The sequence below is a fragment of the Peterkaempfera griseoplana genome (assembly GCF_001418575.1).
Lineage (GTDB): Bacteria > Actinomycetota > Actinomycetes > Streptomycetales > Streptomycetaceae > Peterkaempfera > Peterkaempfera griseoplana.
On the sequence record NZ_LIQR01000212.1, the window covers coordinates 11,278 to 36,344 of the forward strand.

Here is a 25,067-nt window from a genome sequence, read left to right on the forward strand (position 1 = left end):
GCGTGTCGGGCAGGGGCGCCGGCGGGTCAGCGGGCGACGGCTCCGGTCGCCTTGCTGACCGCGGTGCCGCTGGTGTGTCCGGTGCGGCGTGCGGTCACCTTGACGGTGATCCTCTTGCCGCGCTGGCCTGAACCGAGGAGGAGGGTCGACCTGGTGGCCCCCTTGATCGCCACACCGTTGGCGTACCACTGGTAGCCGTACGACGTCGGAGCGGGCGTCCAGGAGCCGTGGTAGGCGGTCAGCCGGTGTCCCACCCTGACCGTGCCGGTGATCGTCGGGGCCTTGGTGGCCTTGGGGGCGACCCCGGCGGCGACGGTCAGCGCGGCGGTGGTGGCGGAACCGTCGGAGTGCCCGGTCCGGTGCGCGGTGACGGTGACGGTCAGCTTGTGGCCCAGCAGGGCCGCGGGCGGGGTGTACGCGGAGGCGGTCGCCTTGGAGATCGCCTTGCCGTCCGCCTTCCACTGGTAGCTGTAGGAGGTGGCGGAGGGCGACCAGGTGCCCGCGGCGACGGTCAGTCTGGTCTCCACCCTTACGCTGCCGGTGATCCGCGGGGCGGTGGTGGCCCGGGGCGCCGCGCCCTTGGCGACGGTGACGGCGGGGGAGGTGGCTGTGCCGTTGACGTACCCGGTCCGGTGGGCGGTGACGGTGACGGTGAGCTTGTGGCCCAGCAGGGCCGCGGGCGGCGTGTACGTCGAGGCGGTTGCGGTGGGGATCGCCTTGCCGTCGGCGTTCCACTGGTAGGTGTACGAGGTGGGCGTGGTCGTCCAGGTGCCGGGAGCGGCGGTGAGCCTGGCGTCGACCTGGGCGCTCCCGGTGGCCTTGGGCGCTGCGGTGTTCCTCAGCTGGGGCGGGGTGACCGTGAAGTTGCCCATGCCGAACTCGGCGCTCCTGGTGAAGACGCTCAGGTGCCAGATGCCCGCGGGGACCGCGGTGAGGTCCAGGACGGCTGTCAGGGTCCGGCGGTCGGCCGACACCGAGGTGGTGGTCGCCTCCTTCTGGACGCCGCTCTGCAGGATGCGGACCGTGTCGTCCTGGCGCAGGGCGGCGCCCGTCACCGTGATCGTGACCTTGGTCCCGCTGACACCGCCGGCGGGTGTCGCCGAGGAGACGTTGACGCGCTCGGTGCCGCAGGGCTCGGAGAGGCAGTCGAGCTCCGCGCGGTAGGCGGACTGCGAGGCGTCCTCGGGCAGGCCGATGAGCAGGGTGGTCGGGGTGGGGTCTGCGGAGTAGCTCTCGTTCACGGAGCAGCTGTAGCCCGTGGGGATGAACCGTATGCAGCCGTCGCTCAGGCGGCTGTTGTAGAGCGAGGGGACGGCGGTGGAGGGGCTGCCCGCGGTGTCGCTGACGGCGAAGTCGAAGTTGTCGCGGTACGCGGTCGGGAGCACCGCGCAGAGGGCGGTGTGCTGCTCCGTCAGGGTGCCGGTGACCGGGCCGTACCCGTAGCTGATGTTGGGCACCCTGGTGCACTCCGGGGCCGGTCCGGCGGCGGTGGCGATGCGCAGGGCGTCCAGGTGGTAGGCAGCCGCGGACTGCAGGCTCGGCGGGACGGTGACCAGGACCTGGTAGCGGGTGGAGCCGGTGACCGCGCAGGCCCTGTTCCGGTACGAGCAGACCCCCTTGCCCTGCGCGTCGTAGGCCAGGATGTTGGCCGTGCCCAGCGGGTCACGGACATTGAGGTGCAGGACGTCCCCGGCGTCCTGGGTGGTCACCTGCCGGCAGCGCAGCGTGCCCGGTGCACCGGGTGCGCCGCTGTAGGAGGCGCCACCCACCGCGACGGCCGGGGAGGGGGCGCAGCCCTTCGCGGTCTCGGTGACGTCGCGCCGGGTCAGGGTGTACTCGGCGGCGGTGTCGGTACCGGTGACCAGCACCGTGTGGGCCAGACCGGGGGTGAGGGGGCAGGTGGTCCAGGTGGACAGGGAGGGGATGACGTAACAGACCTGCTTGCCGGTGGAGTCCAGGACCGTGAAGTCGGCGGGGGAGGAGCCGGAGACCGCCTGGAGCTGGATGTTCTCCACACTGCTGTGGTCGTCGGCGGGGATGGTCAGGCAGTCGGAGAAGACCCCACCGCCGGTGCTGATCCGGGCCTGGCCGCTGGTGTCGGTGAAGTCGCCGGCCGGCAGGGTCCGGCAGCCGCCCGCCTCGTCCGTGCGGTGCAGGGCGAGTGCGTAGGCGCCGGCGGGGTCCCGGTTGTCGGTGGTGGAGACCAGGACGCGGAACGGGGCTGCGCCGCTGAGCGCACAGGTCCCCGCCTGCAGTGAGGAGGCGTCGCACTGCTGGGCGCCGGTGGCGTCCACCACGGTGAGGTCGACCTGCGGGACGGTGCCGCTCAGCCCCTTCAGGGCTGCCAGACGGGCGCCCTGCGGCAGCGCCAGCGACAGGCAGTCGATCTCTCCGGCCGAGCCGAACGTGCCCTGGTTGAGGCCGGTGGCGGCGGCTGTGCAGCCGGTGTCGGCGGTGCGGTCCAGGATCAGGGTCTGCTGGTCGGTGTAGACGACATAGTCGCCCGCGGCGAGGGCGCAGAGCTTCCCCGCCGGGCAGACGGTCGCCCCCGACCGGTCGTACACGCCGAGTGTGGAGCGGACACCGGACGTGTCGACCTCGTAGGCGAGGTAGCGGCCGCCACCGGGGACGGTGAACACCTTGCACTCGCTTGTCGGGTCCGCAGCGGTGGGGGCGGAGCCGTAGGCGTTCAGCGGGACGGCGGTGCAGCCGGACGGGTCGGACAGCCTGCGGACCTTCAGCGTGTAGTCGGCGGGGAAGCCGCCCTCGGCGCTGTCGACCTGGGCGAGCACCCGGTACGGGCCGTCGCCGGGCAGTACGCAACCGTCGCCGCCGTCGCCCGGCCTCGGGCAGATCCGGGCGCCGGTCGTGTCGGTGATCCAGGCCTCGTGGGCACCGTACTTGACGGTGCTGAAGTCGACGGCGATCCGCTCACCCGCCTTTCCGGCGAACGGGTAGCACTCGACGGCCAGCGGGCCGGGTGCGGCGGCGGTGATGGGAGGGACATCCCACGAGGTACCGGACTCGGGTGCGCATCCGGTGGTGGTCGAGGCCAGGGGCACGACGGCGACCGGCACCTCCGGCAGGTCGGCCGCGCCGACGTTGGTCACCTCGAGGGTGAAGTCGCCGGCGTGCGACAGCGGGCACCAACCGTCCTGGTAATAGGTCGTGTCATAGCAGTCCACCGGGTTCTCGCCGTCGAGGACCTGGGCGTGGACGCTCTGCTGGGAGTTGTCCACGAGGACCCGGTACAGGCCGGGCTGGTCGGCGGTGAAGGTGAAGCAGACGCTCCCCTCGGCGGGGATCGCCGGGCGGCCGGCGGCGGGTCCCGCGTCACCGAACGCGGACAGCGGCAGGACCGCGCAGCCGTCGTCGGCAGCGGCCGCGCCGGTGCCGGCTGCGGTGTCGTACGCCCACGCGGCGCCGGCCGGGAGCAGCAGCGACAGCAGGACCGAGAGAGCGAGCAGCAGTGCGGTGTACGACGCCAACCTTGCGTCCGTACACGGGCGGTGAGGCATTCCGTCCCCCCGGGGCGGTCATGTGGTGTGAGCGGCCCGCCCCCGGCACTCTCCGTGCCGGGGCGGCGGTAGTGGTCTGATGCACGCTTCCGCAGGACCCCCGGCATCCGCTGTCGGCCCGCTCCTGGGACACGGGGCGGGCGTGATGCCATGTGCGTGCGCGCGCATGATGATCGCACACGTGTATCACCTCGTGTGCGGAATATCTGCACACGCCTCAACGGCTGCGGGCGCTCCCCTCGTCCGTGCCCGGGCGCCGCCGGTTACAGCAGGTGGTCGGCCTTGCCCGCCTTGATGTCGCGGATGAGGGTGCGCAGGCTCTCCATGGAGTCGGTGAGCGGACGGTCCTCCTGGCCGTTGACGGCGATGTAGGCGTTGCCGTCGGTGTCGGTACCGAGCCGGAAGCAGGAGTTGCCTTCGCCGCAGAAGGGGTCTTCCCAGGTGATGGTGGCCGGCATGCAGTTATCTCCTCACAGTTGTCGCGCAATCGCACGGATGAAGTCACGGGACTGCCGAGGCGGCAGGGCCAGCTCTTCCAACCAGTCCAACTGCGCTCGGTATTTCGCGAGTTGGCCTTCCGCGTGCAGGAACTCCGGCCCATGAGAGCTGTCCACCTGCACCGTGTCCAGTTGCGTGACAGGCCCTTCGGCATAGAGGACGTTCTGTCCTGCTCCGGGGAAGGCGCCGTGGCTGAACGGGACGACGAGCAGGGTGATGTTCTCGCGTTCGGACATGGTGAGGAGATGGTTCAGCTGCGCAAGGGTGACCGCGCGGCCCCCGAACTGCATGCGCAGTGCCGACTCGTGGACGACGGCCACATATGCGGGGGAGTCGTCGCGAGTGATTACGTGCTGACGTTCGGCGCGATGCGCGAGCCGCAGTCCGACCTCGTGTTCGGGCAGGGCTGGGACCACCACCCGGAAGACGGAGAGTGCATGATCCGACGTCTGGAGTAGGCCGGGGATGTGGACGGTGTTGGCGGTGCGCATCCGTACCGCGTAGGCCTCCAGCTCCGCGATGTCGAGCAGTCCCTGGGGCAGGCTGCCGCGGTAGCGCTCCCACCACCCCTTGCTGCTGGGCCGCGCCATCTCGATCAATGCGTCCAGGTAGCGCATGTCGGTGCAGTCGCAGTTGCAGGCCAGCGTGCGCAGCCGTTCGGCGCTGATGGGGCGACTGCCTGACTCCATGTTGGAGATCTTGCCGCGGTCGACCCCCAGCAGCCCGGCTGCGTACTCGGCGGACATCCCCGCCGAGACCCGCATTCTCCGCAGTTCGCTTCCCAGGCGCTTCTGCCGCTCGGTGAGAGCCGTCCTGACGGTCATGCCGTTCCTTCCGTGCGACCCGGGAGCAGTCTCCCGCTGTGCGGGGCTGGTTCACCACTGACGGTTGAGTTGGCGTGAGTTAGTGGCAAATTTGCCCCGTGTGTGGATACGCTCAGTATTGCGGACCTTACACATGGCAACGTCGGAAGTGCACCGCGCGAGCATGCCCCCCTGCCCCGGGGCGGGTGTGCCCGCGCCGGGGAGGCAGGCCACCGGTGCGGCCGAGGCCTGCGTACACCCAGCAACCGTCGATCTCCTGCGAGGAGTCAGCCATGTCAGGATCTCCGCCGCCGTCCATGCGGTCCACACCCGGACTCCTCCCGCCGCGGACGCCGGCCGTACCCGTGGTCCCCGCCCACTGGAGCCTGCCGGCCGGTCCGGCGTCGGTAAGCCGTGCCCGGCGTGCCGTGTCGCAGGGCCTTCCGGACGGCTGTCCGCCCCGGCTCGCCGCCGATCTGACGCTGCTGGTCTCCGAACTCGTCACCAACGCGGTCCGCCACGGCACCCGCCCCGGTGAGGAGGAGGTGATCGAAGTCGTTCTGTGGCCGAGCGACGGGCACTACTGGCTGGCCGTCTCCGACCCCGGCAGCCGGATGCCGGCGCTCGCAGCGCCCGGTCCCGGGGCCTGCGGCGGCCGGGGGCTGGTGCTGGTGGACGCGCTGTCCGCGGTGTGGGCCGTGGTGCCCCGCCGCACCTGCGGCAAGACCGTGGTCGCCGGTGTTCCGCTCCTCGGGGGCTGAGGCCGCTTCGCGCGCGCACAGTGACCTGCTGACGACCCGTTGTCAGTGGTGGCGGATATGTTCTGCGGTCATGAGGATCGTTGCAGCGAGGCTGCTGGCCAGGACCGTCCCGCTGATGTCGTCCCCGGCCGTGGTGCCGTCCGGGCCGGGCACCGGCGAGGCCGTGCGGCGCCTGGTGACGTGGCCGGTGGAGGGGAGACTCTACGGCTTCGACCTCGGTGCGGGCGGGGAGGAGGTGCCGCCGAGGGCCGAGTTCGTGCTGGGCGGGAGCGCGCGTGAAGCCCTGGGGGCCGTGGTGGCGCCCGACGGGAGCTGCGTGGTGCGGTGCTCGCAGACCGCGGTGGAGTGCGTGGGGGCGGACGGCGCGGAGCGGTGGCGGCTGGCGTTCGAGGCCCCGGCCCATTCCTCGGTGGGGTGGGTGGACTGCGAGTTCTCCTCCGACGGTGCCCAGGTGTGGGTCTACCGGCCCGACGCCATGCTGGGCCGGGGCGACGGGGGTGACCGCTGGCTGGTGCTGGACGCAGCCGACGGCCGGGTGCTGGCCGAGGCGCCGCTGCCCACCGTGGGCCAGGGGGCACGGCAGGTGATGCATCCCGACGGTCGCCATGTCCTGCTGGACGTGGGAGAGGGGCAGGACGGCGTCCAGCTGTTCCGCGGTGCGCTGGTGGGGGATCGGCTGGAGGTGCACGAGTACCCGTGGGACGACCGCTGCCTCGTCGATGTGTCGCCCGACGGACGGGAGTTCATGACGGTGGGCCATGGTGAGGACGACGCGGTCTTCCACGCCTTTCCCGACGGCGAGGAGCTGTGCAGCTTCGGCCTGGAGCGGTTCGTGTCGGAGGACGAGGAAGAGGAGGAGCAGATCACCGTCGCCTGGAGCGGCGGATATCTCAACGAGGAGACCGCGGTGATCACCCTGGCCGGGGAGAGCGGGGACGCCGAGTGGACCAGGCACCAGGTGGTCGATCTGGCCAGTGGCGCGATCCTGGGTGAGATACCCGGGGAGCCCAGGCTGCTCGGTGACGGCACCTGGGTCGCCATGGACGAGCAGGGGCGCCTGAACCACTGGGGTCTTCGCTGACGCAGCTTCAGGTGATGTCGGCCGGCCCGGAGCGATCGGACACGGGCGAGGTCGGCCGGTTTCCGTGGATCTGCCGTGGGCCCAGGTACTTGATGACCGGGCGAGAGAGTCAGCCGGAGGCCGGGGCCGAGGTGGACGCCGGTGACGCGGACGGGCCGGTGTCCAGCAGGATCCAGACGTCCGGCGGGAGGCCCGGCGGCGCCGGTGGGGGGACCGGCCGCTGCTCCTCGGACCAGGCGGTGCCGACGGCTGCGCCGGCCACCTGCCGCCAGAAGCGGCCGGCACCCGCGTTGGCCTGCTGGAACGCGATGGCCCATGGGCCGGGCCGAGAGCGCAGCAGCTCCAGGGCGGCCCGCAGGCCGACGCCGTGCCGGCGCAGCGCACGCACCACGAAGAAAGCCGAGATGGAGGTGGCCCCGTCGGGCAGCGGCCGGGTCAGGGCGAACCCGGCGAGGGTGGGCCCGTGGTGGATCAGTAGGGCCCGGCGGTCGGGTTCGCTGAAGAACAGCGGCAGCTGACGGAAGGTGAACAGCCCGTCGTCGCCGGGAAGGTGCCCCAGGAACTCGGACATGTCATGCCGATAGAGCTGGACCAGCCGCTCGATCACCGGCCGTTGCTCCGGACCGGCCTCGCGCACCGTCACCGCGGGGGACCCTGCTGCCGTATCCATCCGCCCATCCTTGCAGGCGGCCCGGCCCCCGGTGCCGCTCGGTCCGCCTGGCCCCTCGTCACCCGGGCCGGAGCCGGTCGGCGGGCGGCGGGGACGCGTCCACGTGCGGTTCGCACTCGGAGCGCCGCCGCGCCGTACGGGCGGTTCGCAGACAGCTGTGGAAACCGCTGAACCCGCTGAACTGGGCTGAAGCCGGGGACCGCCCGTCCGGCCCCGCCTCCCGGCCGTCTAGCCTTGGCCAGTCAAAAGGACCACGGGGACAGGAGTGACATGGGGGACTTCTTCTCAGTTGAACTGCAGAGCCTCGACAAACTGCTGCAGCAACTGCACTCGAGTCAGGACGAGCTGCGGACCGCGCTGAACGCGCTCCGTGACACCGGGGTGCGGACCACCGGCAGCTCGGCGCTCGACCATGCCTGCGACGAGTTCCATGACAGCTGGGACGACGCGATCAAGAAGATCGCGGAAGGGACCGAGCAGATCGAGTCCGGTCTGCAACTGGTCTGCAGGACCTACGGGGAGACCGAGCAGGCTCTCGCCCAGGCGATGAAGGGCGGGGAGGGGGCATGAGCGACAGCGCGTTCCCCGCACTCGGCTTCGACCCCGCACCCGGTGACACCGGCAATGTGGACCAGCTGGTCGACCGGCTCAACCGGGCCGCCGGAGCCCTCAGCGGCGCCCATCAGCTGCTGACCTCGGTCGCCTCCGGCGGATCCACCTGGGAGGGCGAGGCCGCCAGGGCCTTCGCCGGCAAGGTCGGCGAGCTGCCCGGCTATCTGGACGACAGCGCCCAGGCGGTGAAGGAGGCGTCCGCTCAACTGGGCGGCTGGAGCCTGACGCTGGCCTCGTACCAGGAGACCGCCCGCCGCTACGAGCAGCAGGCCGCCGAGGCCCGTCAGAAGCTGCAGGACGCCGAGACCCGGGTCGACCAGGCCACCGGCGCCTACAACCAGGCGGCCGACAACCCCGCCTTCGGTCTCCAGGGCCGCTTCTACAGCGACGCCTCGGAACTGGCCGCCGCCCAGCAGCAGTTGGACGCCGCCCAGAAGACCGTGGACGAGGCCGCCGGCAGGCTGGACGCGGCCAAGGGACAGCTCTCGGAGATCCAGGACGAACTGGACGCGGTCATCAAGCAGGCCAAGGAGCTGCTGGAGCACCACCAGGACGACGCGGGCAAGGTGGCCAAGTCGCTGCGCAAGGCGACCAAGGGTGCCCCCAGCACCAGTATCTGGGACAAGCTGGGTGATGCCTTCCAGCGCATCGGCCACAAGATCAAGGACTGGGCCACCGAGCACGCCGACCTGCTGAAGAAGATCGGCGACATCGCTTCCGCCGCCTCCGCGGTCCTGGGCATCGCGGCCCTGGCGACCGTGTGGTGCCCGCCGCTGTCCGGTGCGCTGGCCGGTGCCGCAGCGGGGGCCTCGGTGGTCGCCCTGGGGGCGCACGGCCTCGCCAAGCTGGGCGGCGCGGACGTGAAGTGGTCGACGCTGATCGGCGACGGCATCGGCGCCTTCCCCTTCGGCAAGACCGTGGGCATCGCGGGCAAGGGCGTCACCGCGGCGAGCAGGGCGCTCAAGCTGGGCAGGGTCGCGGGCAGCGGCCGGATCCTCAACGCCACCGGCGGCCTGCTGAAGTCCCACATCCTCGACGGCGGCATCGCCAACAAGGTGATCAGCAAGACGCTCGCCAGAACCCCGGTCAGCAAGCTGCCCAGCTTCGCCGCGCACCTCGGTGAGGACGGCGTCCTCAAGACCGAGTCCTGGTGGTCGCGCGGCGTCCAGCTCGGCTACAAGGTGCCGCTCGCGGGTCTCAGCGTGCCGCGGGCCGTCCGGGAACTCAACGGTGATGCCGCATGACCACAGCCACAGACGACCGGGTCGAGCCGGGCGATCCCGCCGAGCCCGTCGACCCGGGCGACCCGGGCCCCCGGCTGAGCTGGCGGCCCCCCGTGCACTTCCACTCGCTGGGCCTGGAACTGCCCGAGGAGGAGCGCCCGGCCCATCTGGCCGAGATCGCCGCGGAGATCTGGTCCGGTGGCACCGAGTACCAGCGCACCACCGTCCGCGGCTGGTACGAGGACATCGCCGCTGCCGCGGCCGAGGACGGCGCGGAGTACGCGGGTCTGTACATCGGCGGCACCGACGACGACCGGCTCACCACCGCCACCCTGGTCGTCCGTACCGACCCGGCCCACACCGGTGAGCCGGACGCCGTGGCCGCCGCACTGGAGGAGCTGCTCTCCAACGACTCGGCCAACCATGTCTTCCGCCAGGAGGCCCCGGCCGGACCGGTCGTGGTGGTGGTCTCGGGCCTGCTGGTGTCGCTGCCGGACGAGGAGACCGGCGACCGGGTGGAGCTGCCGCTCTGCACCGTCACGGCGCACCTGCCCGTCGCCGGGGCGGACCTGCTGCTGACCATGCAGCTGAGCACCCCCTCGGCCGCCGAGCTTCCGGACTACATGGCGCTGCTCGCGGGCACCGTGGAGACCGTGAGCTACGGGGAGGAGTCGGCCGGGGCCGCGGGGTCCGCCCTGGCCGCGGGTATCGAGGAGGCGTTCGGATGACCGGCCGGTACCCGGGGCAGCCGCCCGTTCCTCCCGCGGTGCAGGCCTACGGGGCCCCTCCCGAGGTGCCCGAGCAGCCCCAGTCCCGGCGGTCCGCCGTGGGTGTCTGGCTGCAGATGCTGCTGCAGCCGCTGTGGCTGCTGCCGTACTTCGCGGTCGCGTACGTCGGCGAGGAGAGCGGGATCCGGGAGGGCATGTTCGACCGGATGCTCTGGCATGTCCTCACTGTGCGGCGGCTGCGGCTGGAGCGCCGCGGCACCGCCGAGGAGTGGGAGCGGTGGCTGGACGAGCGGCTGGCCGCGGTGGGCGACGCCGAGGTGCGGGCCGAGCGGCTGCGCCGGCGCGGCACGGAGCGGGACGTCCGCAAGTACGGCGCGCCCCGGGGCGCCACCGTCGTCGTCCAGCGCCGCTACTACCGCGGCATCGGCCCCCGGGGTGCGGCAGCCGTCGCCCAGCGCCGTGCCTGGGCGGTGGACTGGGCGGCCTCGTCCGAGCCGTACCGCAGACTGACCCTGCGCTACTACGGCCCGTACGAGACGTAGCCGCCGCGCGTCCGCAGCACCGCAGCACCGCAGCACCGCACCTGGCGGTCCGGCCCGTCCCGCCGGCCCCTCCCACGACGGTGCCCGGGCCGTCTGTGACGGCCACGGGCCCGTGCGGCGGGGCGGTCAGCCGCTGGTGGCGCGGTTGTGCAGGCGGGGCAGGCTGGGGCGGCGCGGTGGGCGTGCGGCGTCGTCCGGCCGGCGGAGCGTCAGCGCATGGAGTGCGGAGAGCAGGGCGAGGGCGGAGAGCACCAGGTAGACGGTGCGGTAGGAGGAGAGCGGCGGCTCGGCGGCCGGTGCGGTGGTGGTGGACAGCAGCAGGGTGGCGACCAGGGCGGGCGCCATGGCCATGGAGAGCTGCCGGATGACGCTGCTGACGGTGGACGCCTGCCCCACGTCGGACTTGGCGATGGTGCTGAACGAGGCCACGGTGGTGGGCATGAAGACCGCGCCCATACCGAGGCCCAGCAGGAACATGTAGAGCCGGAAGGTCCACAGGCTGGTGTGCAGGTCGCAGGTGGACATCACGGCGAGGACGGCGGCGACGCAGAAGAGCCCCCCGGCGATGATGGGGCGGGGACCGGTCCGCTCGTACAGCCGGGAGACCAGCTGCACGGTGAGCAGCACCCCGATCGCCTCGGTGAAGGTGCTGGTGCCGGACTCCAGCGCGGAGACGCCCTGGGCCTCCTGGAGGAAGAGCGGGGCCATGTACATCGCCCCCATGAAGGGGATCAGGCCGATCAGGTTGACCACGTTGGTTCCGCGGAAGAGCGGGTTGCGGAGCAGCCGCAGCCGCAGCAGCGGCTCGGCCCGGCGCAGTTCCACGGCGATGGTGGCGGCCAGCAGGACGGCCCCTGCGGCGAGGGAGCCCGCGATGGCGGGGCTGGACCAGCCGCGCTGGGCGCCGTCGCACACCCCGAACATCAGCAGGGAGATCGCGGAGGCCGAGAGCAGCAGTCCGGCGACGTCGAAGCGGCCGGGGGCCTCCTCGCGGGAGTTCTCCAGGAAGAGCAGGCCGAAGAGGACGGCGGCGGCGCCGAAGGGCAGGTTGACGTAGAACACCCACCGCCAGGAGAAGGAGTCCACCAGGAAGCCGCCCAGCATGGGGGCCACGGAGGGGGCGACCTGCTGGGGCAGGGTCATCACCCGGGAGGCCCGGAGCCGCTCCTCCGCGGTGAAGGTGCGGAACAGCATGGCGCCGACCACGGGGGTGAGCAGTCCGCCGGAGAGGCCCTGCAGTCCGCGGAAGACGACCAGCTGGCCGATGCCGCCGGCCAGGCCGCACAGCGCGGAGGACAGGGTGAACAGGCCCATGGCGCCCAGCAGCACCGGCTTGCCGCCGAAGCGGTCGCCGAGCCAGCCGGACACCGGGATGATCAGGCCGACGCAGACCGGGTAGACCACGACGACGCTGTCGATACCGGCGGCCTGCGTGTGGAACTGACGGGCGATCGAGGGAAGGGCCACCGTGGTGATGGCACCGTCCATGACCACCAGGAAAAGAGTGGCGACAAACATCACCGGGACGACCAGACGCTGGCTGATCCGGTAGCGGGACATCGTCTTCCTTCGGGAGGTGGGATATGCTGAGCATACTCACTATGAGTCGACACACAACCGCGCGGTCGGGGGTGGCCGGATCTGGACGGCCGGGCGGAGGCAAGGGAGTGCCATGCAGAAGCGGATGGGGCCGCGCAGCAGTGACGTCCTGATCGACGAGCTCTTCGAGACGACCGTCTGCCTGCGCACCTACGTCGACGCCCGGCTGCGCGGGCACGGCATGTCGGTGTCCCGGCTGCGGGCCCTGCGGACGCTGGCCACCGCTCCCGACCCGATGCGGATGCGCGACCTGAGCGATGTGCTGGGGCTCGCGGCGCGGACCGTCACCACCATGGTCGACGCGCTGGAGCGGGAGGGCCTGGTGGAGCGGCTGCCGCACCCCACCGACCGCCGGGCCTATCTGCTGACCCTCACCCCGCTCGGACGCACCCGCCACCGGGAGGCGGAGGAAATCGACCGGGACGCGCTGGCCACCGCCACCGGAGGTCTCACCGGACCGGACCGCGAACGCCTGCGGGAGCTGCTGGGCGTGCTGCGCACCACGACGGCTGCAGCCCGCCAGGAGCAGTCCGCCGCAGAGCAGTCCGCCGCCGTGCCGGGTGAAACCGTGCAGGCTGGAGCCGAGCAGGATCGTCAGAACCAGGATCGTCAGCACCAGGCAGAGAGAGGCGACCGATGAGGAACTGGGCGGGCAACATCGCCTTCGGCGCGGAGCGGCTCAGCCGGCCGGGCTCCGTCGAGGAACTGCAGGAGCTGGTCGCCGGCAGCAGTTCGGTGCGGGCCCTGGGCACCGGCCACTCGTTCAACGCGATCGCCGACACCAAGGGCACCCTGGTCTCGGTCGCCGGGCTGCCGCACATCGTGGACGTCGACCAGGCGGCGGGCGCGGTCACCGTGAGCGGCGGCCTGCGGTTCGGCGAGTTCACCGGCGCCCTGCACGGTGAGGGCCTCGCCCTGCACAACCTGGGCTCGCTGCCGCACATCTCGGTGGCCGGAGCCTGCGCCACGGGCACCCACGGCTCCGGTGTCGGCAACGGCTCGCTGTCCTCCGCGGTCCGCGCCCTGGAGTGGGTGGCCGCCGACGGCGAGCTGGTGTCGCTCCACCGGGGCGACCCCGGCTTCGCCGGTGCGGTGGTCTCACTGGGCGCCCTGGGGGTGGTGACCCGGATGACGCTGGACGCGGTGCCCGCGTACGACGTCCAGCAGTGGGTCTACGAGGGACTGCCGGTGGCGCGGCTGCGGGAGCGCTTCGACGAGGTGGTGTCGGCCGCGTACAGCGTCAGCCTCTTCACCGACTGGCGCAGCGACCGCATCGCCCAGGTCTGGCTGAAGCAGGCCGTCGGCGCCGACGGGCCGCAGCCCTCGCCGGAGCAGTGGCTGGGCGCGGTGCGCGCGGACGGGCCCCGGCACCCGGTGCCCGGGATGCCGGCGGTGCACTGCACCGAGCAGGCGGGCGTCCCCGGGCCCTGGTACACCCGGCTGCCGCACTTCCGGCTGGAGTTCACGCCCAGCAACGGCGACGAGCTGCAGAGCGAGTACTTCGTCGACCGGGCCGACGCGGTGGCGGCCTTCGACGCCCTGGACCGGGTGCGGGACCGCTTCTCGCCGGTCCTCCAGATCAGCGAGATCCGCACCGTCGCCGCCGACGAGCTGTGGCTGAGCCCCGCCCAGGGCCGCGAGACGGTGGCCTTCCACTTCACCTGGGCCCCCGACGAGGCGGCGGTGGCGGTGGCCCTGGGCGCGGTGGAGGAGGCGCTGGCACCGTTCGGCGCCCGTCCGCACTGGGGCAAGGTCTTCACCATGGAGGCGGAGGCGGTGCGGGGACTCTACGACCGGTACGGGGACTTCGAGCGCCTGGTGGCCGAACGGGACCCCGAGGGGAAGTTCGGCAACGACTGGCTGCGCAGCCGGCTGCGGCCCGCCGGCTGACGGGGCGTCCTACAGCCCGCCGGCGATCCGCAGCACCGCCCCGGTGGTGAAGGAGGCGTCGTCGGAGAGCAGCCAGGAGACCGCCCCGGCGATCTCCTGCGGCTGTCCGGCGCGCCCCAGCGGGATGGCCGCGGCGACCTTCGCGGGCCGCTGCGGGTCCTGGTGGAAGTCGGTCCAGATGGTGCCGGGGGCGACGCAGTTGACCCGGATGCCGTCCGCCGCGACCTCCTTGGCCAGGCCCACGGTCATGGCGTCCACCGCCGCCTTGCCCGCGGCGTAGTGGACGTACTCCCCGGGGCTGCCCAGGGTGGCCGCGGCCGAGGAGATGTTGACGACGGCGCCGCCGCCGGTCCTCGTCATGTCGCGGACGGCGCGCCGGGCGCACAGCAGATAGCCGGTGACATTGACGTCCAGGGAGCGCCGGATGCCCGCCGGGTCCAGGTCCGCCAGCCGGCCGTTGGGGCCGCCGACCCCGGCGTTGTTGACCAGCCCGGTGACGGTGCCGAGGGCCTCGGCGGCGGTCTCGAAGAGCCTGTCGACCCCGGCCTCGTCGGTGGTGTCCACCGGGATCGCCACGGCGTGCCGGCCCGCCTCCCGTACGGCGGCCGCGACCGCCTCGGCGGCCTGTGCGTCGCTGCGGTAGCCGACGGCGACGTCATGGCCGTCGGCGGCCAGCCGTACGCAGATCGCCGCACCGATTCCGCGGCTGCCGCCGGTGACGACGGTGACGGGCTGTCGGCCCATGGATCCTCCTGGTCGGTGATGATCGCGGCTGCTGGCGGTGCCCATCATCCCAGGGGGTCGGCGAGCCGCCAGCCGTGGGCCAGCAGTGCGTCGACCGCGTCCAGTGCCCGCCGCAGCCGCCGGCGGCGGTCGCCGCGCAGCTCCAGCCAGGGGACCGGGGCCGCGCCGAGGACCTCCCGGAAGCGGCCGGTCATCCAGGGCCGCAGATGCTCGCCGTCCCGCAGCCCGTCGTCGTGGAACGGCACGTCCGCGTCGCTGGTGAGCAGATAGAGGGCCCGGGGCGGCACGGCCGCGGCCAGCGCGTGCACGGCCGGGGTGGTGCGTCCGCGGTAGCGCTCCTGCCAGACGGTGGTGGCCAGCGCGTCGGTGTCGCAGACCAGGACCGGGCCGCCGGACCGGGCGGCGCTCTCCTCGTCGGCGCTCTGGCGGCGGACGACGTCCTCGAAGTCGGCGTCGTCCCAGTCGAGGTCGAAGACGCTCGGCTCGGGTGCACCGGCGCGGGCCGCCCGGGCGCGGGCCAGCGCCAGCTTGGCCACGGTCAGTTCCCGGCCGTACTCGGGCACCCAGCGGGTGAGGGCGTGCGGGCCGCCGCGGGCACGCAGCGCCTCGGCGAGGTCGCGGGAGAGGGTGGTGGTGCCGGTGGACTCGGCCCCCAGCACCACCACCCGGCGGGTGAACCAGGCACGGGCGGCCGGCTCCAGGGCGTCCCAGTGGGCGACGGGGTCCTCGCGCACCTTGGTGCCGGAGACGGCGAAGGTGTCCCGGCCGCTGTCCAGCCGTACGTCGGCGGCCCCGAAGCGGCGGGCCAGTTCGGCGCCGTACGGCTCGGAGGTGAAGACCGCGTCCACCGGTGCCTCCCGGTGGGGGCCGGCGGCCACGCCCTGGCGCATCAGGGCGACATGGCCGTCCCAGGCGGTGTCGCTGGCGTAGTCCACGGCGAGGTTGTCGCGGACCCCCACCACCGCGACACCGGGCCGGTCGCCGTGGGCCTCGCGCAGCCAGGCGACCCGGTCGGCCAGCGGTATCGACTCCACGTCCGCGGCCATGGCGACCACGGTGACCCGGCGGCAGCTGTCGGCTGCGGTGCGGATCAGGAAGTGGTGCCCGGCGTGCGGGGGGTAGAACTTGCCGATCACCAGGCCGTGCTCGAAGACCGCGCGGCTCATGCGGTCACCGCCGCGGCGGCGGGGGAGGCGTTCAGCTGCTGCTGCCAGCTCCGCAGCCCGACCAGGCAGAGCGCCAGGAAGACCACATAGACGGCCGCGGTCAGATAGAGCGACTTGGCGGTGTAGAGCGGGATGTAGACCAGGTCGGCGGCGATCCAGAGGTACCAGTTCTGCAGCGCCTTGACGTTGAGCAGCCACTGCGCGGCCAGTGAGAGCGCGGTGGTGAGGGCGTCCCAGAACGGCGCCACGTCGTGGGCGCGGGTGAGCACCACGGTGAGCACCCAGGTGGCCGGGACCGTCAGCAGCAGCACCAGGGCGAGGACCGGGGGCGTGGCGCTGCCCATCGGGCGGCGGGTGCGGCGCTCGCCGCCGTGCAGCCAGGTCCACCATCCGGCGGCGGCCAGCAGCAGGTAGACCACTTGGAGCAGGGCGTCCGCGTACAGCCGGGCGCTCCAGAAGAGCACCAGGAAGAAGACGTTGTTGGCGATGCCCACGGGGAAGTTCGCGGTCCGGGCCCGGACGGTGAGCCAGACGCAGGCGGCTCCGGTGGCGAAGCCCAGCAGTTCGGCCCAGGTCACCGCGTCGGCCCCGAGGTGGAAGAGCACGTGGTTCAGTGGCGCGACCAGGTCGGCCAGGGCGTCGCTGACGGCCATGGGGTCCCCTCCGATCAGTAAATGTCAGAGTGACGATAACTGGAGAGGGTGCCCCTGCCAAGGGCTTTGGATACCGGAATACACCGGGCGGGGGCCCTTGCGGCGACCTAGGGTGGCGTTCATGAGCGGACACTTCGATGTCGTCGTCCTCGGTGCCGGACCGGGCGGGTACACCGCCGCCGTACGCTGCGCCCAGCTGGGGCTCAGCGTCGCGGTGGTGGAGGAGCGCTACTGGGGCGGCGTCTGCCTCAACGTGGGCTGCATCCCGTCGAAGGCGCTGCTGCGCAACGCCGAGCTGGCGCACATCGTCACCCACGAGGCCAAGACCTTCGGCATGCGGATCGACGGGCAGGTGACCTTCGACTACGGCGAGGCGTTCGCGCGCAGCCGCCGGGTGGCGGACGGCCGGGTCAAGGGCGTGCACTACCTGATGAAGAAGAACGGCATCCCGGAGTACCACGGCACCGGCCGCTTCACCGACGCCCACAACCTCCGGGTGACCGGCAGCGACGGCACGGTCCAGGAGCTCTCCTTCGACCACTGCATCCTCGCCACCGGGGCCACCACCCGACTGCTGCCGGGGACCTCGCTCAGCGAGCGGGTGGTGACCTACGAGGAGCAGATCCTCAGCGACCGGCTGCCCGGCTCGATCGTGATCGCGGGCGCCGGGGCGATCGGGGTGGAGTTCGCCTATGTGCTGCACAACTACGGGGTCCAGGTGACCCTGGTGGAGTACATGGACCGGGTGGTGCCCCTGGAGGACGAGGAGGTCTCGGCCGAACTCGCGCGGCGCTACCGCAAGCTGGGCGTCAATGTGCTGACCTCCACCAGGGTGGAGTCCATCGACGACTCCGGGTCCAGCGTGCGGGTCCATGTCTCCACGGGCGGCCAGCGCCAGACCCTGGAGGCGGACAAGGTCCTCCAGGCCATCGGCTTCGCACCGCGGGTCACCGGCTACGGGCTGGAGAACACCGGCGTGCGGGTGGGGGAGCGCGGCGCCGTGGAGGTCGACGCCCGCTGCCGCACCAGCGTGCCGCACATCTTCGCCATCGGCGACGTCACCGCCAAGCTGATGCTGGCCCACGCCGCCGAGGCGATGGGGATCGTGGCCGCGGAGACCATCGCGGACGCCGAGACCATGGAGCTCGACTATGTGATGATCCCGCGCGCCACCTACTGCCAGCCGCAGATCGCCAGCTTCGGCTGGACCGAGGCCCAGGCCCGGGAGCAGGGGTACGACGTGCGGGTGCAGAAGTTCCCGTTCACCGCCAACGGCAAGGCGCACGGGCTGGGTGACCCGGCCGGTTTCGTCAAGATCGTCAGTGATGGACGGTACGGGGAGCTGCTCGGTGCCCATCTGATCGGCCCCGAGGTGACCGAGCTGCTGCCCGAGTTGACCCTGGCCCAGCAGTGGGACCTGACGGTCCATGAGGTGGCGCGCAATGTGCACGCCCACCCCACCCTGGGCGAGGCGGTCAAGGAGGCGATCCACGGCCTGGCGGGGCACATGATCAACATGTAGGGCGGCCGCTGCCCTGCCGGGAGGTGCCCGGGTCGGCGCGCCGGTCACGGCGCACCGGCCCTGTGGCGCCGGTTCAGTAGGCCACCCCCACCGCCTGGCGGACCGTCGCCGGGTCGTCCAGCGCCGCCAGCATCAGATGGGCGACGTCGGCGCGCGCGATGGAGCGCCCGTGCCGCACATTGGCGCCCAGGGCGGTGCGGTAGCGGCCGGTGCCGGGCCGGTCGGTGAGCCTGGGCGGGCGTACCACCGTCCAGTCGGCGTCGGAGCGGGCGAGTTCCGCCTCCATGGCGGCCAGGTCCGCGTACACCTCGCGCAGCAGCCTGCGCAGCAGCGGACTCGCAACCGCCCGGTAGAGCAGCGACTCGCCCTCGGGCATCGGGCCGACCGGTGCGGCGCTGACCACCACGATCCGGCGCCCGCCGGTCTCCGCCAGCGCCTGCAGGGCGGACCGGGTGCCGCGCGAGGAGATGCCGGCCGCCTTGCGGCCCCGCGGCCCCAGCCCGGAGAGCACGGCGTCCCGCCCCGCCACCGCAGGCCGCAGCGCGAGCGAGTCGGTGACGTCGGCCGTCACCACCTCGAGCGCCGGGTGGCTGAGCAGGAAGCGATCCGGGTCCCTCACGACCGCTGTGACCTGGTGTCCGGCGTCCAGCGCCTGGCGGACGACCTGGCGGCCGACTCCGCCGGTGGCGCCGAGGACCGTGAGCTTCATCTGCCGCCTCCGCAGGGTGGGTAAGTACTCACTCACCACTAGGGTGGTCCCCGGAGTACCCACGGTCAACCCCGGTACGGCGAGAGGCGGCACATCCATGGCAGAGCAGCGGAGCACCCCGGCCCCGACCAGGGAGCGCATCCTGGACGCGGCCGACCGGCTGCTGCGCACCATCGGGCTGGCGCGCGCCACCACCAAGGAGATCGCCCGCGCCGCCGGCTGCTCGGAGGCCGCCCTCTACAAGCACTTCCGCGGCAAGGAGGAGATCTTCGTCGCCGTCCTCCACGAGCGGCTGCCCGGGATCGGCCCGCTCCCGGCGGGGCCGCCGGAGGCGAGCGCCGACCACACCCTGGAGCAGTGCCTCACCGGCATCGCGCACCGCGCCGCCCTCTTCTACGAGGCCACCATGCCGATCGGCGCCTCGCTCTTCGCCGAGCCCGGCCTCCTCCGGCGCCACCGCGAGGCGCTGCGGGAACTGGACGCCGGACCCCACAAGCCGCTGCTGGCGGTCGCCGACCACCTGCGGGCCGAGCAGCGCCGCGGTCGCGTCCGCGCCGACGCCGACTGCGACGCCGCGGCCGCCCTGCTGCTCGGGGCCTGCTTCCAGCGGGCCTTCCTGCTGCACTTCAACGGGGCGGACGACCTCCACTCCGGCGGGCCGGACGACGTCCACCCCGGCGGGGCGCACGGCACAGGGCCCGCACTGCCGGAGGCGGAGGGCTTCGCCGCGGCGCTGGCCCGCACCGTGCTCGGCGGCATCGCCGCCGAGGCCGCCGGCTGACCCGGGCATCCCCCCGTACCGCTCCACCGCCGGTCAGCTGTCGTGCCATTCCACCACCAGCCGCCCGTCGACCGGCGCCACGGCGGTGCCGAACTCGGAGCAGGCACGGGTGAAGCGGTCGTACAGCCACTCCCACTCCTCACCGCGGGCGGCCTCGGTACGGCCGGGCTCCAGCCGCAGCGGCAGCGCCTCCACCCGCACCGGCACCACGGGCGAGCCGTCCAGCTCCACCACGAAGAGCATCCCCAGGTCGTTGCGGAGCGCCGGATGGACCGCGTAGTCGTCGATGAAGTCGCCCATGTCGTGCAGGATTCCGCGCGCCGCACCATGCAGGACGTGCGCGGAGTGGCCCGCGACCAGCGTGGCCCCCGCGTCCAGCAGGGCGCAGGCGGCCCGTCGCACATACCGGGGCGGCCGGACGGTCATGTTGGGTCCCCAGTGCGGGGTCACCAGCACGGCGTCGGCCTCGGCGGCGGCCTCCCGCACCAGCTCCTCCAGCCAGCCCGGCAGCCCTTCACCCAGCTCGGCCCAGGCCGTCCCGGGACGGCCCGGGGCGGCCGCGAAGTCCTCCGGGTGGTCGGCGAAGCCGATCACGGCCAGCCGCATCCCGGACGCCTCCAGCACCCGGAACCGGCGTGCCGCGGTCAGGTCCGGGCCGGCGCCCACCGTGCGGATCCCGTTGGCGTCCAGCCGTGCCAGGGTGTCGGTCAGTGCGTCGTAGCCGTAGTCCAGCGCATGGTTGTTGGCCAGGGTGACGCAGTCCACCCGGAGTTCGGCCAGCACGTCGGCGGCGCAGGGCGGGGCCCGGAAGAAGAACCGCTTGCCCGGCTGCGGCCAGCGCTCGCCCCGGTCGGACACACAGCACTCCAGGTTGAGCACCCGCAGGTCCGCCCCCGCCACGGCCTCCCGCACCTCGGCACCGAACAGCTCCCGGGCCCGGTCACCGGCGGCGAGGCAGCGTGCGACACCCCGCCCCAGCATGGTGTCCCCTGCCAGTGCCACGGTGACGGCCATCGCCGGTCACCTCGCCTCCCTGCCGCGAGTGGCCCCCGCTACCTACGAGGATGCGACCGGGACGGTCGGCGGTCACGGGTGGGACCGCGCCGAGTCCGCGGAGCGGGCGGCCGGGGGGCGCCGTCCTGGGTGCTCCCTGGTCGCGGCTCCGGCGGCGGCGCGCCTCGGCCGTAGCTGCCTGGACGTGCCGGTCCGTATCCGCCGGCCCGGGGCCCGGACCTGCTGACCGGCCCCGGCGCGCCCCTGGCAGGGCCGGTCAGCGTACGGTGCGCGGACGGTCAGCGGCCGCCGGGACAGTCGGCGCATGAACTCCTCACCTGCTCCCGGCGCCCACAAGTGGGCGACACTGACCATCGGCTGTGTGGCCCAGCTGGTGCTGGCCGTCGACATGACGGCGCTCCACCTGGCCATCCCCGGACTGACCAGGGATCTCGACCCCTCCGCCACACAGATCCTGTGGATCGCCGACAGCTACGGCTTCGCCCTGGCCGGCCTGCTGGTCACCATGGGCTGGCTCGGTGACCGGATCGGCCGCAGGCGACTGCTGCTGATCGGCACCGGCGCCTTCGGGCTGGCCTCCGCGATGACCGCCTACGCCGACAGCGCGGCGCAGCTCATCGCGGCCCGGGCCCTGCTGGGTGTCGCGGGCGCGACCATCATGCCGTCCACCCTCTCCCTGATCCGCAACGTCTTCACCGACGCCAGGGAGCGCACCACCGCGGTGGGCATCGCCTCGGGTGTCGCGGGGGCCGGGGTCGGCCTGGGACCGGTGATCGGCGGAGCGCTGCTGGACCACTTCTGGTGGGGCTCGGTCTTCCTGGTCAACCTGCCGGTGATGGCGGTGCTGCTGGTGGCGGGCCTGCTGGTGCTGCCCGAGTCCCGCAACCCCCGGCCGGGCCGGCTGGACCTGCCGAGTGTGCCACTGTCGGTCCTCGGCGTCCTGGGCCTGGTGTACGCGGTCAAGGAGGCCGCCCGGGCCGGTGCGGGCCAGCCGAGGGTGGCGGTGGCCGCCGTCGCCGGACTGCTCGCCCTGGTGGTCTTCGTACGGCGCCAGCGGCGGCTCGACCACCCGCTGATCGACCTCCGGCTGCTGGGCAGCCGGGCCTTCTCCGGTTCGGTGGGCGCCAACCTGGTGGCCATGTTCGCCCTGGTCGCCCAGTCGCTGATCTTCGCCCAGTACTTCCAGCAGGTGCTCGGCTGGTCGCCGCTGGTCGCCGGACTGGCCGGGCTTCCCGGAGCGGTCGCCGCGATGGCGGGCGGTGGGCTGGCCGGACCGCTGATCGGGGTCATGGGACGAGCCAGGGTGGTCGCCCTGGGGATGGCGGTGGCCGCCTGCGGCTTCGTCCTCTACACCCTCACCGGCACCGTCGCGCACTACCCGGTGATGGTGCTGGCGATGCTGCCGGTCGGCCTGGGCATGGGTTTCACCTTCGCGGTCACCACCGACACCATGCTGGCGGCGGTGCCCCGGGAGCGGGCCGGCGCCGCCTCCGCCATCTCCGAGACCGGCAACGAACTCGGCGGCGCCCTGGGCATGGCGGTCCTGGGCAGCGTCCTCGGCGGTGTCTACCGCGGCGGCCTGCGGCTGCCGGACGGGCTGCCCGGCGGGACCGTCGCCGCCGCCCGGGACTCCCTCGGCGGCGCGCTGCAGGCCGCGGCCGGGGCTCCGGCCGGACTCGCCGGACGGATCACCGATGCGGCGCGGCACGCCTTCGTCGGGGGGATGCACACCGCGGCGCTGTGCAGTGCGGCGCTGGCCGCGGTCGTCGCGGTGGCGGTGCTGTTCGCACTGCGCGGGGTGCCGAACGACATCCCCGAGCAGCCGGAACCCGCCGACCAGGAGGCTCCCGCCGCGGCGGCTGCGGTCCGCTGACCGGCGGGCGGGGGCCCGTCCCCCGGGGTACTTTGGCGCACGTACTGATCCCTCCCGGCGAGGTGACGAGGCGAATGGTCCGCAGGCATGTGGTGGTCTCCGGCGAGGTGCAGGGTGTCTTCTTCCGCGACACCTGCCGCCGGACGGCCGCCGAGCACGGGGTCTCCGGCTGGGTGCGCAACCGCGCCGACGGCACGGTGGAGGCGGTCTTCGAGGGGCCGCCCGAGGCGGTGGAGCGGGTGGTCGCCTGGAGCCGCCAGGGGCCACCGGCCGCCAGGGTCGAGCAGGCCGAGGTCGTCGAGGAGGAGCCGGAGGGCCTGACCGGGTTCGCCGTGCTCCCCACCGGCTGAGCTACTTCAGCAGTCTGGACAGCCGCCGGTCCGCCAGCACCCGGCCCTGGGTCTGGCAGGTGGGGCAGTACTGCAGCGACGACTCGGCGAAGACCACCTGCCGTACGGTGTCGCCGCACACCGGGCAGGGCTCTCCGGCCCTGCCGTGCACCCGCAGGCCTGCCTTCTTCTCCGCCTTGAGGTCCCCCGAGGCCAGCCCCCGGGCCCGCTCCAGGGCCTCGCCCAGCACCGAGCGCAGCGTGCCGTACAGCCGGTCCAGCTGCTCCTCGTCCAGCGAGGAGGCCAGGGCGTACGGGGAGAGCCGCGCCGTGTGCAGCACCTCGTCGGAGTAGGCGTTGCCCACCCCGGCGAGCAGGGACTGGTCGGTGAGCAGCCCCTTGAGGCGGACCCGGCGGTCCGCGGCCACTGCGGCCAGGTCGGTGCGGGAGAAGGAACCGTCCAGCGGGTCGGGGCCGAGCCGGGCGACGCCGGGGACCTCCGCCGGGTCCCGTACGACATGGGCGGCCAGCCGCTTGGTGGTGCCCTGTTCGGTCACCTGCCAGCCGGAGCCGTCGTCCAGCAGCAGCTGCAGGGCGAGCGGGCCGCGGCCGGGCCTGGGCGGAGCGGTGGGCAGACCGTCACGGTGGCGGACCCAGCCGGCCCGCGCCAGATGGAGGACCAGGTGCAGACCGGAGGCGTCCAGATCGAGGAACTTGCCGCGCCGGGTGACGGAGGCGACCGTGCGGCCGTGCAGGGCCGACGGCGGCGGGTCGAAGGTCTTCAGCGCCTGGAAGGCCGGTACGTCCAGCCTGACCACGGTACGGCCGGCCGTCCGGCCGTCGAGGTGGTCGGCCAGCGCCTGCACCTCGGGAGACTCCGGCATGCCTCCCATGATGCACCGGGTGCCGGCCGGGCGCCGGGGTGGTGCGGGTGCCGGGGGCGGCGCACCCTGGATGAAGAGGCAGTGATCGGAGGTGATTGCCGTGCAGGCACAGACCAACACGCTCGTCGGATGGCATGTGGAGATGGAGTTCAGCGAGAGGGACGCCCGCACCAGGGCGGCGGCCCTGCTGCGGCTGCCGGACGGGACGGAGATCAGGGCGCACGGGCACGCGAACCGCCACCCGGACGACCCGGAGCAGCAGCGGGTGGGCGAGGAGGTGGCCGCGGCCAGGGCCTTCGACGACCTGGCACGCCAGCTGCTGGCCAAGGCCGGCGGGGAGATCGAGGAGGTCACCCATCTGCGGGCCTACCTGGCCATGTGAGGCCCGGCCCCGCTCTCTGCCGGGCACGGACCCCGCAGCAACGATGGGTGTGATGATGTGACCGGCGTCACAGGAAAAGTCGTCAGGGGCATGTAACCCGGGGAGCGGTGGGCTGCGTAGAGGGGGCAAGTCACCAGCCCACGCCCCTGGAGCCTGTCTTGATGCGCGCCAACCGCACCCCGAAGCACATTGCCGCCCTGGCGATCGTCGGTGCCGCAGCCCTCAGCCTCACCGCCTGCAAGTCCGGCACCCCCGCCGCCGCGGGTCTGCCCACCCCGGCCGGTGCGGTGACGGGCCTGCCGACCCCCGCGGTGAGCGCCCCCACCGCGCTCCCCGGCCTGCCCGGCGGCAAGGGCGGCGTCAAGGTCCCCGCCTCCGTGCTGCCCAGCAGCATCGGCAAGGGGGTCGGGTCCGGGGCCGTGCGCGGTGTCGCCGGCACCGCCGTCGGCAAGGTCAAGGGCGTCGCGAGCGCCGCCGCCGGCTCGGTCGGCGCCGCCTGCGCCGTCCACGACCTCAAGGGCTCCCTGGACGTGCCGTCGGCCGCCGCCGGGCTCAACGTCGGCGACCTGCCCGCCGGGGTGGTCGCCACCGTGGTGAAGCTGGTCAACACCACCACCCACTCCTGCGTCCTCAACGGCTGGGCCGGTCTCACCCCCGTCGCCGTGGGCAGCCCGCTGGCCGGTGTGAAGCAGACCCGGATCGGCCACCAGGGCGACACGGTCACCGTCGCCGCCGGGGGCACCGCCTATGTCGCCGCCGGCTTCACCACCGGCGCGACCTGCCCCTCGCTGGACAGCGTCAATGTGATCATCCCCGGCCAGTCCGGTGTGCTGCAGGTCCCGGTCGCCACCACCACCGGCGCCGACAAGCCGCTCCGCATCTGCCCCGGCCTGCTGCGCACCACCCCCGTCAGCACCCACCCCGCTGACGTCCTGAAGCTCATCGGCTGACATCGCACAGACCTTCCCGGCGGGTGCCTCCCGGCCGGGAAGCACCACCTGCGGCCCGGACTCCGGGGCTCCACCCCCCGGCTCCCCGGCCCGGACCGCAGGCGGCCGGTGCTCCGCATGTCACTTATACACATCT

The 25,067-nt window shown here is 73.0% G+C and carries 25 protein-coding genes; 14 read left to right on the forward strand and 11 right to left on the reverse strand.

Annotated features, from left to right (window positions below):
* Window positions 1-26: 26 nt before the first annotated feature.
* The 3 genes from AOK09_RS16940 to AOK09_RS16950 all read right to left on the reverse strand — a co-directional run bounded on the left by AOK09_RS16940 (window position 27) and on the right by AOK09_RS16950 (window position 4,840).
* Entirely contained in the window at window positions 27-3,518 is a 3,492-nt protein-coding gene (locus tag AOK09_RS16940; protein ID WP_055588046.1) for a hypothetical protein, read from the reverse strand.
* Window positions 3,519-3,781: 263 nt separating this feature from the next.
* Entirely contained in the window at window positions 3,782-3,976 is a 195-nt protein-coding gene (locus AOK09_RS16945; protein WP_055588047.1) for a hypothetical protein, read from the reverse strand.
* Between the two features lie 12 nt (window positions 3,977-3,988).
* Window positions 3,989-4,840, reverse strand: a complete 852-nt coding sequence (locus AOK09_RS16950) for a helix-turn-helix domain-containing protein (protein WP_055588048.1) — start codon at window positions 4,838-4,840, stop codon at window positions 3,989-3,991.
* Window positions 4,841-5,136: 296 nt separating this feature from the next.
* Here AOK09_RS16950 and AOK09_RS16955 point away from each other — a divergent pair, with 296 nt between their 5' ends.
* Both AOK09_RS16955 and AOK09_RS16960 read left to right on the forward strand, forming a co-directional pair.
* Window positions 5,137-5,580 (forward strand): ATP-binding protein, encoded by a 444-nt coding sequence (locus AOK09_RS16955; protein WP_055588049.1) that lies wholly within the window; start codon window positions 5,137-5,139, stop codon window positions 5,578-5,580.
* Between the two features lie 70 nt (window positions 5,581-5,650).
* Window positions 5,651-6,661 carry a hypothetical protein gene (locus AOK09_RS16960; RefSeq protein ID WP_157875925.1) on the forward strand — a complete coding sequence of 337 codons (1,011 nt, stop codon included), beginning with the start codon at window positions 5,651-5,653 and terminating at the stop codon, window positions 6,659-6,661.
* A 109-nt stretch (window positions 6,662-6,770) separates the two neighbouring features.
* On the opposite strand, the gene AOK09_RS16965 is transcribed toward AOK09_RS16960, so the two are convergent.
* Window positions 6,771-7,331 carry a GNAT family N-acetyltransferase gene (locus tag AOK09_RS16965; protein WP_055588051.1) on the reverse strand — a complete coding sequence of 187 codons (561 nt, stop codon included), beginning with the start codon at window positions 7,329-7,331 and terminating at the stop codon, window positions 6,771-6,773.
* Window positions 7,332-7,601: 270 nt separating this feature from the next.
* On the opposite strand from AOK09_RS16965, the gene AOK09_RS16970 reads away from it, so the two are divergent.
* Genes AOK09_RS16970 through AOK09_RS16985 form a run of 4 tightly spaced genes read left to right on the forward strand, consistent with a single transcriptional unit; the run spans window position 7,602 to window position 10,436 of the window.
* Entirely contained in the window at window positions 7,602-7,901 is a 300-nt protein-coding gene (locus AOK09_RS16970) for a hypothetical protein (RefSeq protein ID WP_055588052.1), read from the forward strand.
* Window positions 7,898-9,187: a putative T7SS-secreted protein gene (locus AOK09_RS16975; protein ID WP_055588053.1), complete on the forward strand. Its 1,290-nt coding sequence runs from the start codon at window positions 7,898-7,900 to the stop codon at window positions 9,185-9,187. Before AOK09_RS16970 ends, AOK09_RS16975 begins: the two co-directional genes overlap by 4 nt.
* Window positions 9,184-9,894: a hypothetical protein gene (locus AOK09_RS16980; protein ID WP_055588054.1), complete on the forward strand. Its 711-nt coding sequence runs from the start codon at window positions 9,184-9,186 to the stop codon at window positions 9,892-9,894. The genes AOK09_RS16975 and AOK09_RS16980 overlap by 4 nt, the downstream gene beginning before the upstream one ends.
* Window positions 9,891-10,436 carry a hypothetical protein gene (locus tag AOK09_RS16985; protein ID WP_055588055.1) on the forward strand — a complete coding sequence of 182 codons (546 nt, stop codon included), beginning with the start codon at window positions 9,891-9,893 and terminating at the stop codon, window positions 10,434-10,436. The genes AOK09_RS16980 and AOK09_RS16985 overlap by 4 nt, the downstream gene beginning before the upstream one ends.
* A 126-nt stretch (window positions 10,437-10,562) precedes the next feature.
* Here the strand turns inward: AOK09_RS16985 and AOK09_RS16990 are convergent, their stop codons facing one another.
* Window positions 10,563-11,996, reverse strand: a complete 1,434-nt coding sequence (locus AOK09_RS16990) for a DHA2 family efflux MFS transporter permease subunit (RefSeq protein WP_055588056.1) — start codon at window positions 11,994-11,996, stop codon at window positions 10,563-10,565.
* A 112-nt stretch (window positions 11,997-12,108) separates the two neighbouring features.
* On the opposite strand from AOK09_RS16990, the gene AOK09_RS16995 reads away from it, so the two are divergent.
* Window positions 12,109-12,675, forward strand: coding sequence for a MarR family winged helix-turn-helix transcriptional regulator (locus AOK09_RS16995; RefSeq protein ID WP_063795981.1), 567 nt, complete (start codon window positions 12,109-12,111; stop codon window positions 12,673-12,675).
* On the forward strand, window positions 12,672-13,925 hold the full coding sequence (locus tag AOK09_RS17000; protein ID WP_055588057.1) for a D-arabinono-1,4-lactone oxidase: 1,254 nt from the start codon (window positions 12,672-12,674) through the stop codon (window positions 13,923-13,925). The genes AOK09_RS16995 and AOK09_RS17000 overlap by 4 nt, the downstream gene beginning before the upstream one ends.
* Before the next feature lie 9 nt (window positions 13,926-13,934).
* Here AOK09_RS17000 and AOK09_RS17005 read toward each other — a convergent pair whose 3' ends face one another.
* From AOK09_RS17005 to pnuC, 3 genes are read right to left on the reverse strand one after another with little or no spacing between them, the layout of a single operon-like run.
* Window positions 13,935-14,669: an SDR family NAD(P)-dependent oxidoreductase gene (locus tag AOK09_RS17005; RefSeq protein WP_055588058.1), complete on the reverse strand. Its 735-nt coding sequence runs from the start codon at window positions 14,667-14,669 to the stop codon at window positions 13,935-13,937.
* Window positions 14,670-14,713: 44 nt separating this feature from the next.
* Window positions 14,714-15,835: an AAA family ATPase gene (locus tag AOK09_RS17010; RefSeq protein ID WP_055588059.1), complete on the reverse strand. Its 1,122-nt coding sequence runs from the start codon at window positions 15,833-15,835 to the stop codon at window positions 14,714-14,716.
* Window positions 15,832-16,488, reverse strand: coding sequence for a nicotinamide riboside transporter PnuC (pnuC, locus tag AOK09_RS17015; RefSeq protein ID WP_055588060.1), 657 nt, complete (start codon window positions 16,486-16,488; stop codon window positions 15,832-15,834). Before pnuC ends, AOK09_RS17010 begins: the two co-directional genes overlap by 4 nt.
* A gap of 121 nt (window positions 16,489-16,609) precedes the next feature.
* On the opposite strand from pnuC, the gene lpdA reads away from it, so the two are divergent.
* Window positions 16,610-18,010: a dihydrolipoyl dehydrogenase gene (gene lpdA, locus AOK09_RS17020; protein ID WP_055588061.1), complete on the forward strand. Its 1,401-nt coding sequence runs from the start codon at window positions 16,610-16,612 to the stop codon at window positions 18,008-18,010.
* A gap of 73 nt (window positions 18,011-18,083) precedes the next feature.
* Here the strand turns inward: lpdA and AOK09_RS17025 are convergent, their stop codons facing one another.
* Window positions 18,084-18,719 carry an NAD(P)-dependent oxidoreductase gene (locus AOK09_RS17025; protein ID WP_055588062.1) on the reverse strand — a complete coding sequence of 212 codons (636 nt, stop codon included), beginning with the start codon at window positions 18,717-18,719 and terminating at the stop codon, window positions 18,084-18,086.
* Window positions 18,720-18,816: 97 nt separating this feature from the next.
* On the opposite strand from AOK09_RS17025, the gene AOK09_RS17030 reads away from it, so the two are divergent.
* Window positions 18,817-19,500, forward strand: a complete 684-nt coding sequence (locus AOK09_RS17030) for a TetR/AcrR family transcriptional regulator (RefSeq protein ID WP_055588063.1) — start codon at window positions 18,817-18,819, stop codon at window positions 19,498-19,500.
* A gap of 33 nt (window positions 19,501-19,533) precedes the next feature.
* Here the strand turns inward: AOK09_RS17030 and AOK09_RS17035 are convergent, their stop codons facing one another.
* A complete protein-coding gene (locus AOK09_RS17035; protein WP_055588064.1) occupies window positions 19,534-20,514 on the reverse strand; it encodes a CapA family protein in 981 nt (326 codons plus the stop codon).
* Between the two features lie 304 nt (window positions 20,515-20,818).
* Here AOK09_RS17035 and AOK09_RS17040 point away from each other — a divergent pair, with 304 nt between their 5' ends.
* Window positions 20,819-22,387, forward strand: a complete 1,569-nt coding sequence (locus AOK09_RS17040; protein WP_055588065.1) for an MFS transporter — start codon at window positions 20,819-20,821, stop codon at window positions 22,385-22,387.
* Between the two features lie 74 nt (window positions 22,388-22,461).
* Entirely contained in the window at window positions 22,462-22,737 is a 276-nt protein-coding gene (locus tag AOK09_RS17045) for an acylphosphatase (protein WP_175609311.1), read from the forward strand.
* A 1-nt stretch (window position 22,738) separates the two neighbouring features.
* Here the strand turns inward: AOK09_RS17045 and AOK09_RS17050 are convergent, their stop codons facing one another.
* Entirely contained in the window at window positions 22,739-23,599 is an 861-nt protein-coding gene (locus AOK09_RS17050) for an Fpg/Nei family DNA glycosylase (protein WP_055588066.1), read from the reverse strand.
* A 100-nt stretch (window positions 23,600-23,699) separates the two neighbouring features.
* Here AOK09_RS17050 and AOK09_RS17055 point away from each other — a divergent pair, with 100 nt between their 5' ends.
* Window positions 23,700-23,981, forward strand: coding sequence for a DUF1876 domain-containing protein (locus AOK09_RS17055; protein ID WP_265736730.1), 282 nt, complete (start codon window positions 23,700-23,702; stop codon window positions 23,979-23,981).
* Between the two features lie 161 nt (window positions 23,982-24,142).
* On the forward strand, window positions 24,143-24,931 hold the full coding sequence (locus AOK09_RS17060; RefSeq protein ID WP_055588067.1) for a DUF4232 domain-containing protein: 789 nt from the start codon (window positions 24,143-24,145) through the stop codon (window positions 24,929-24,931).
* Window positions 24,932-25,067 lie beyond the last annotated feature (136 nt).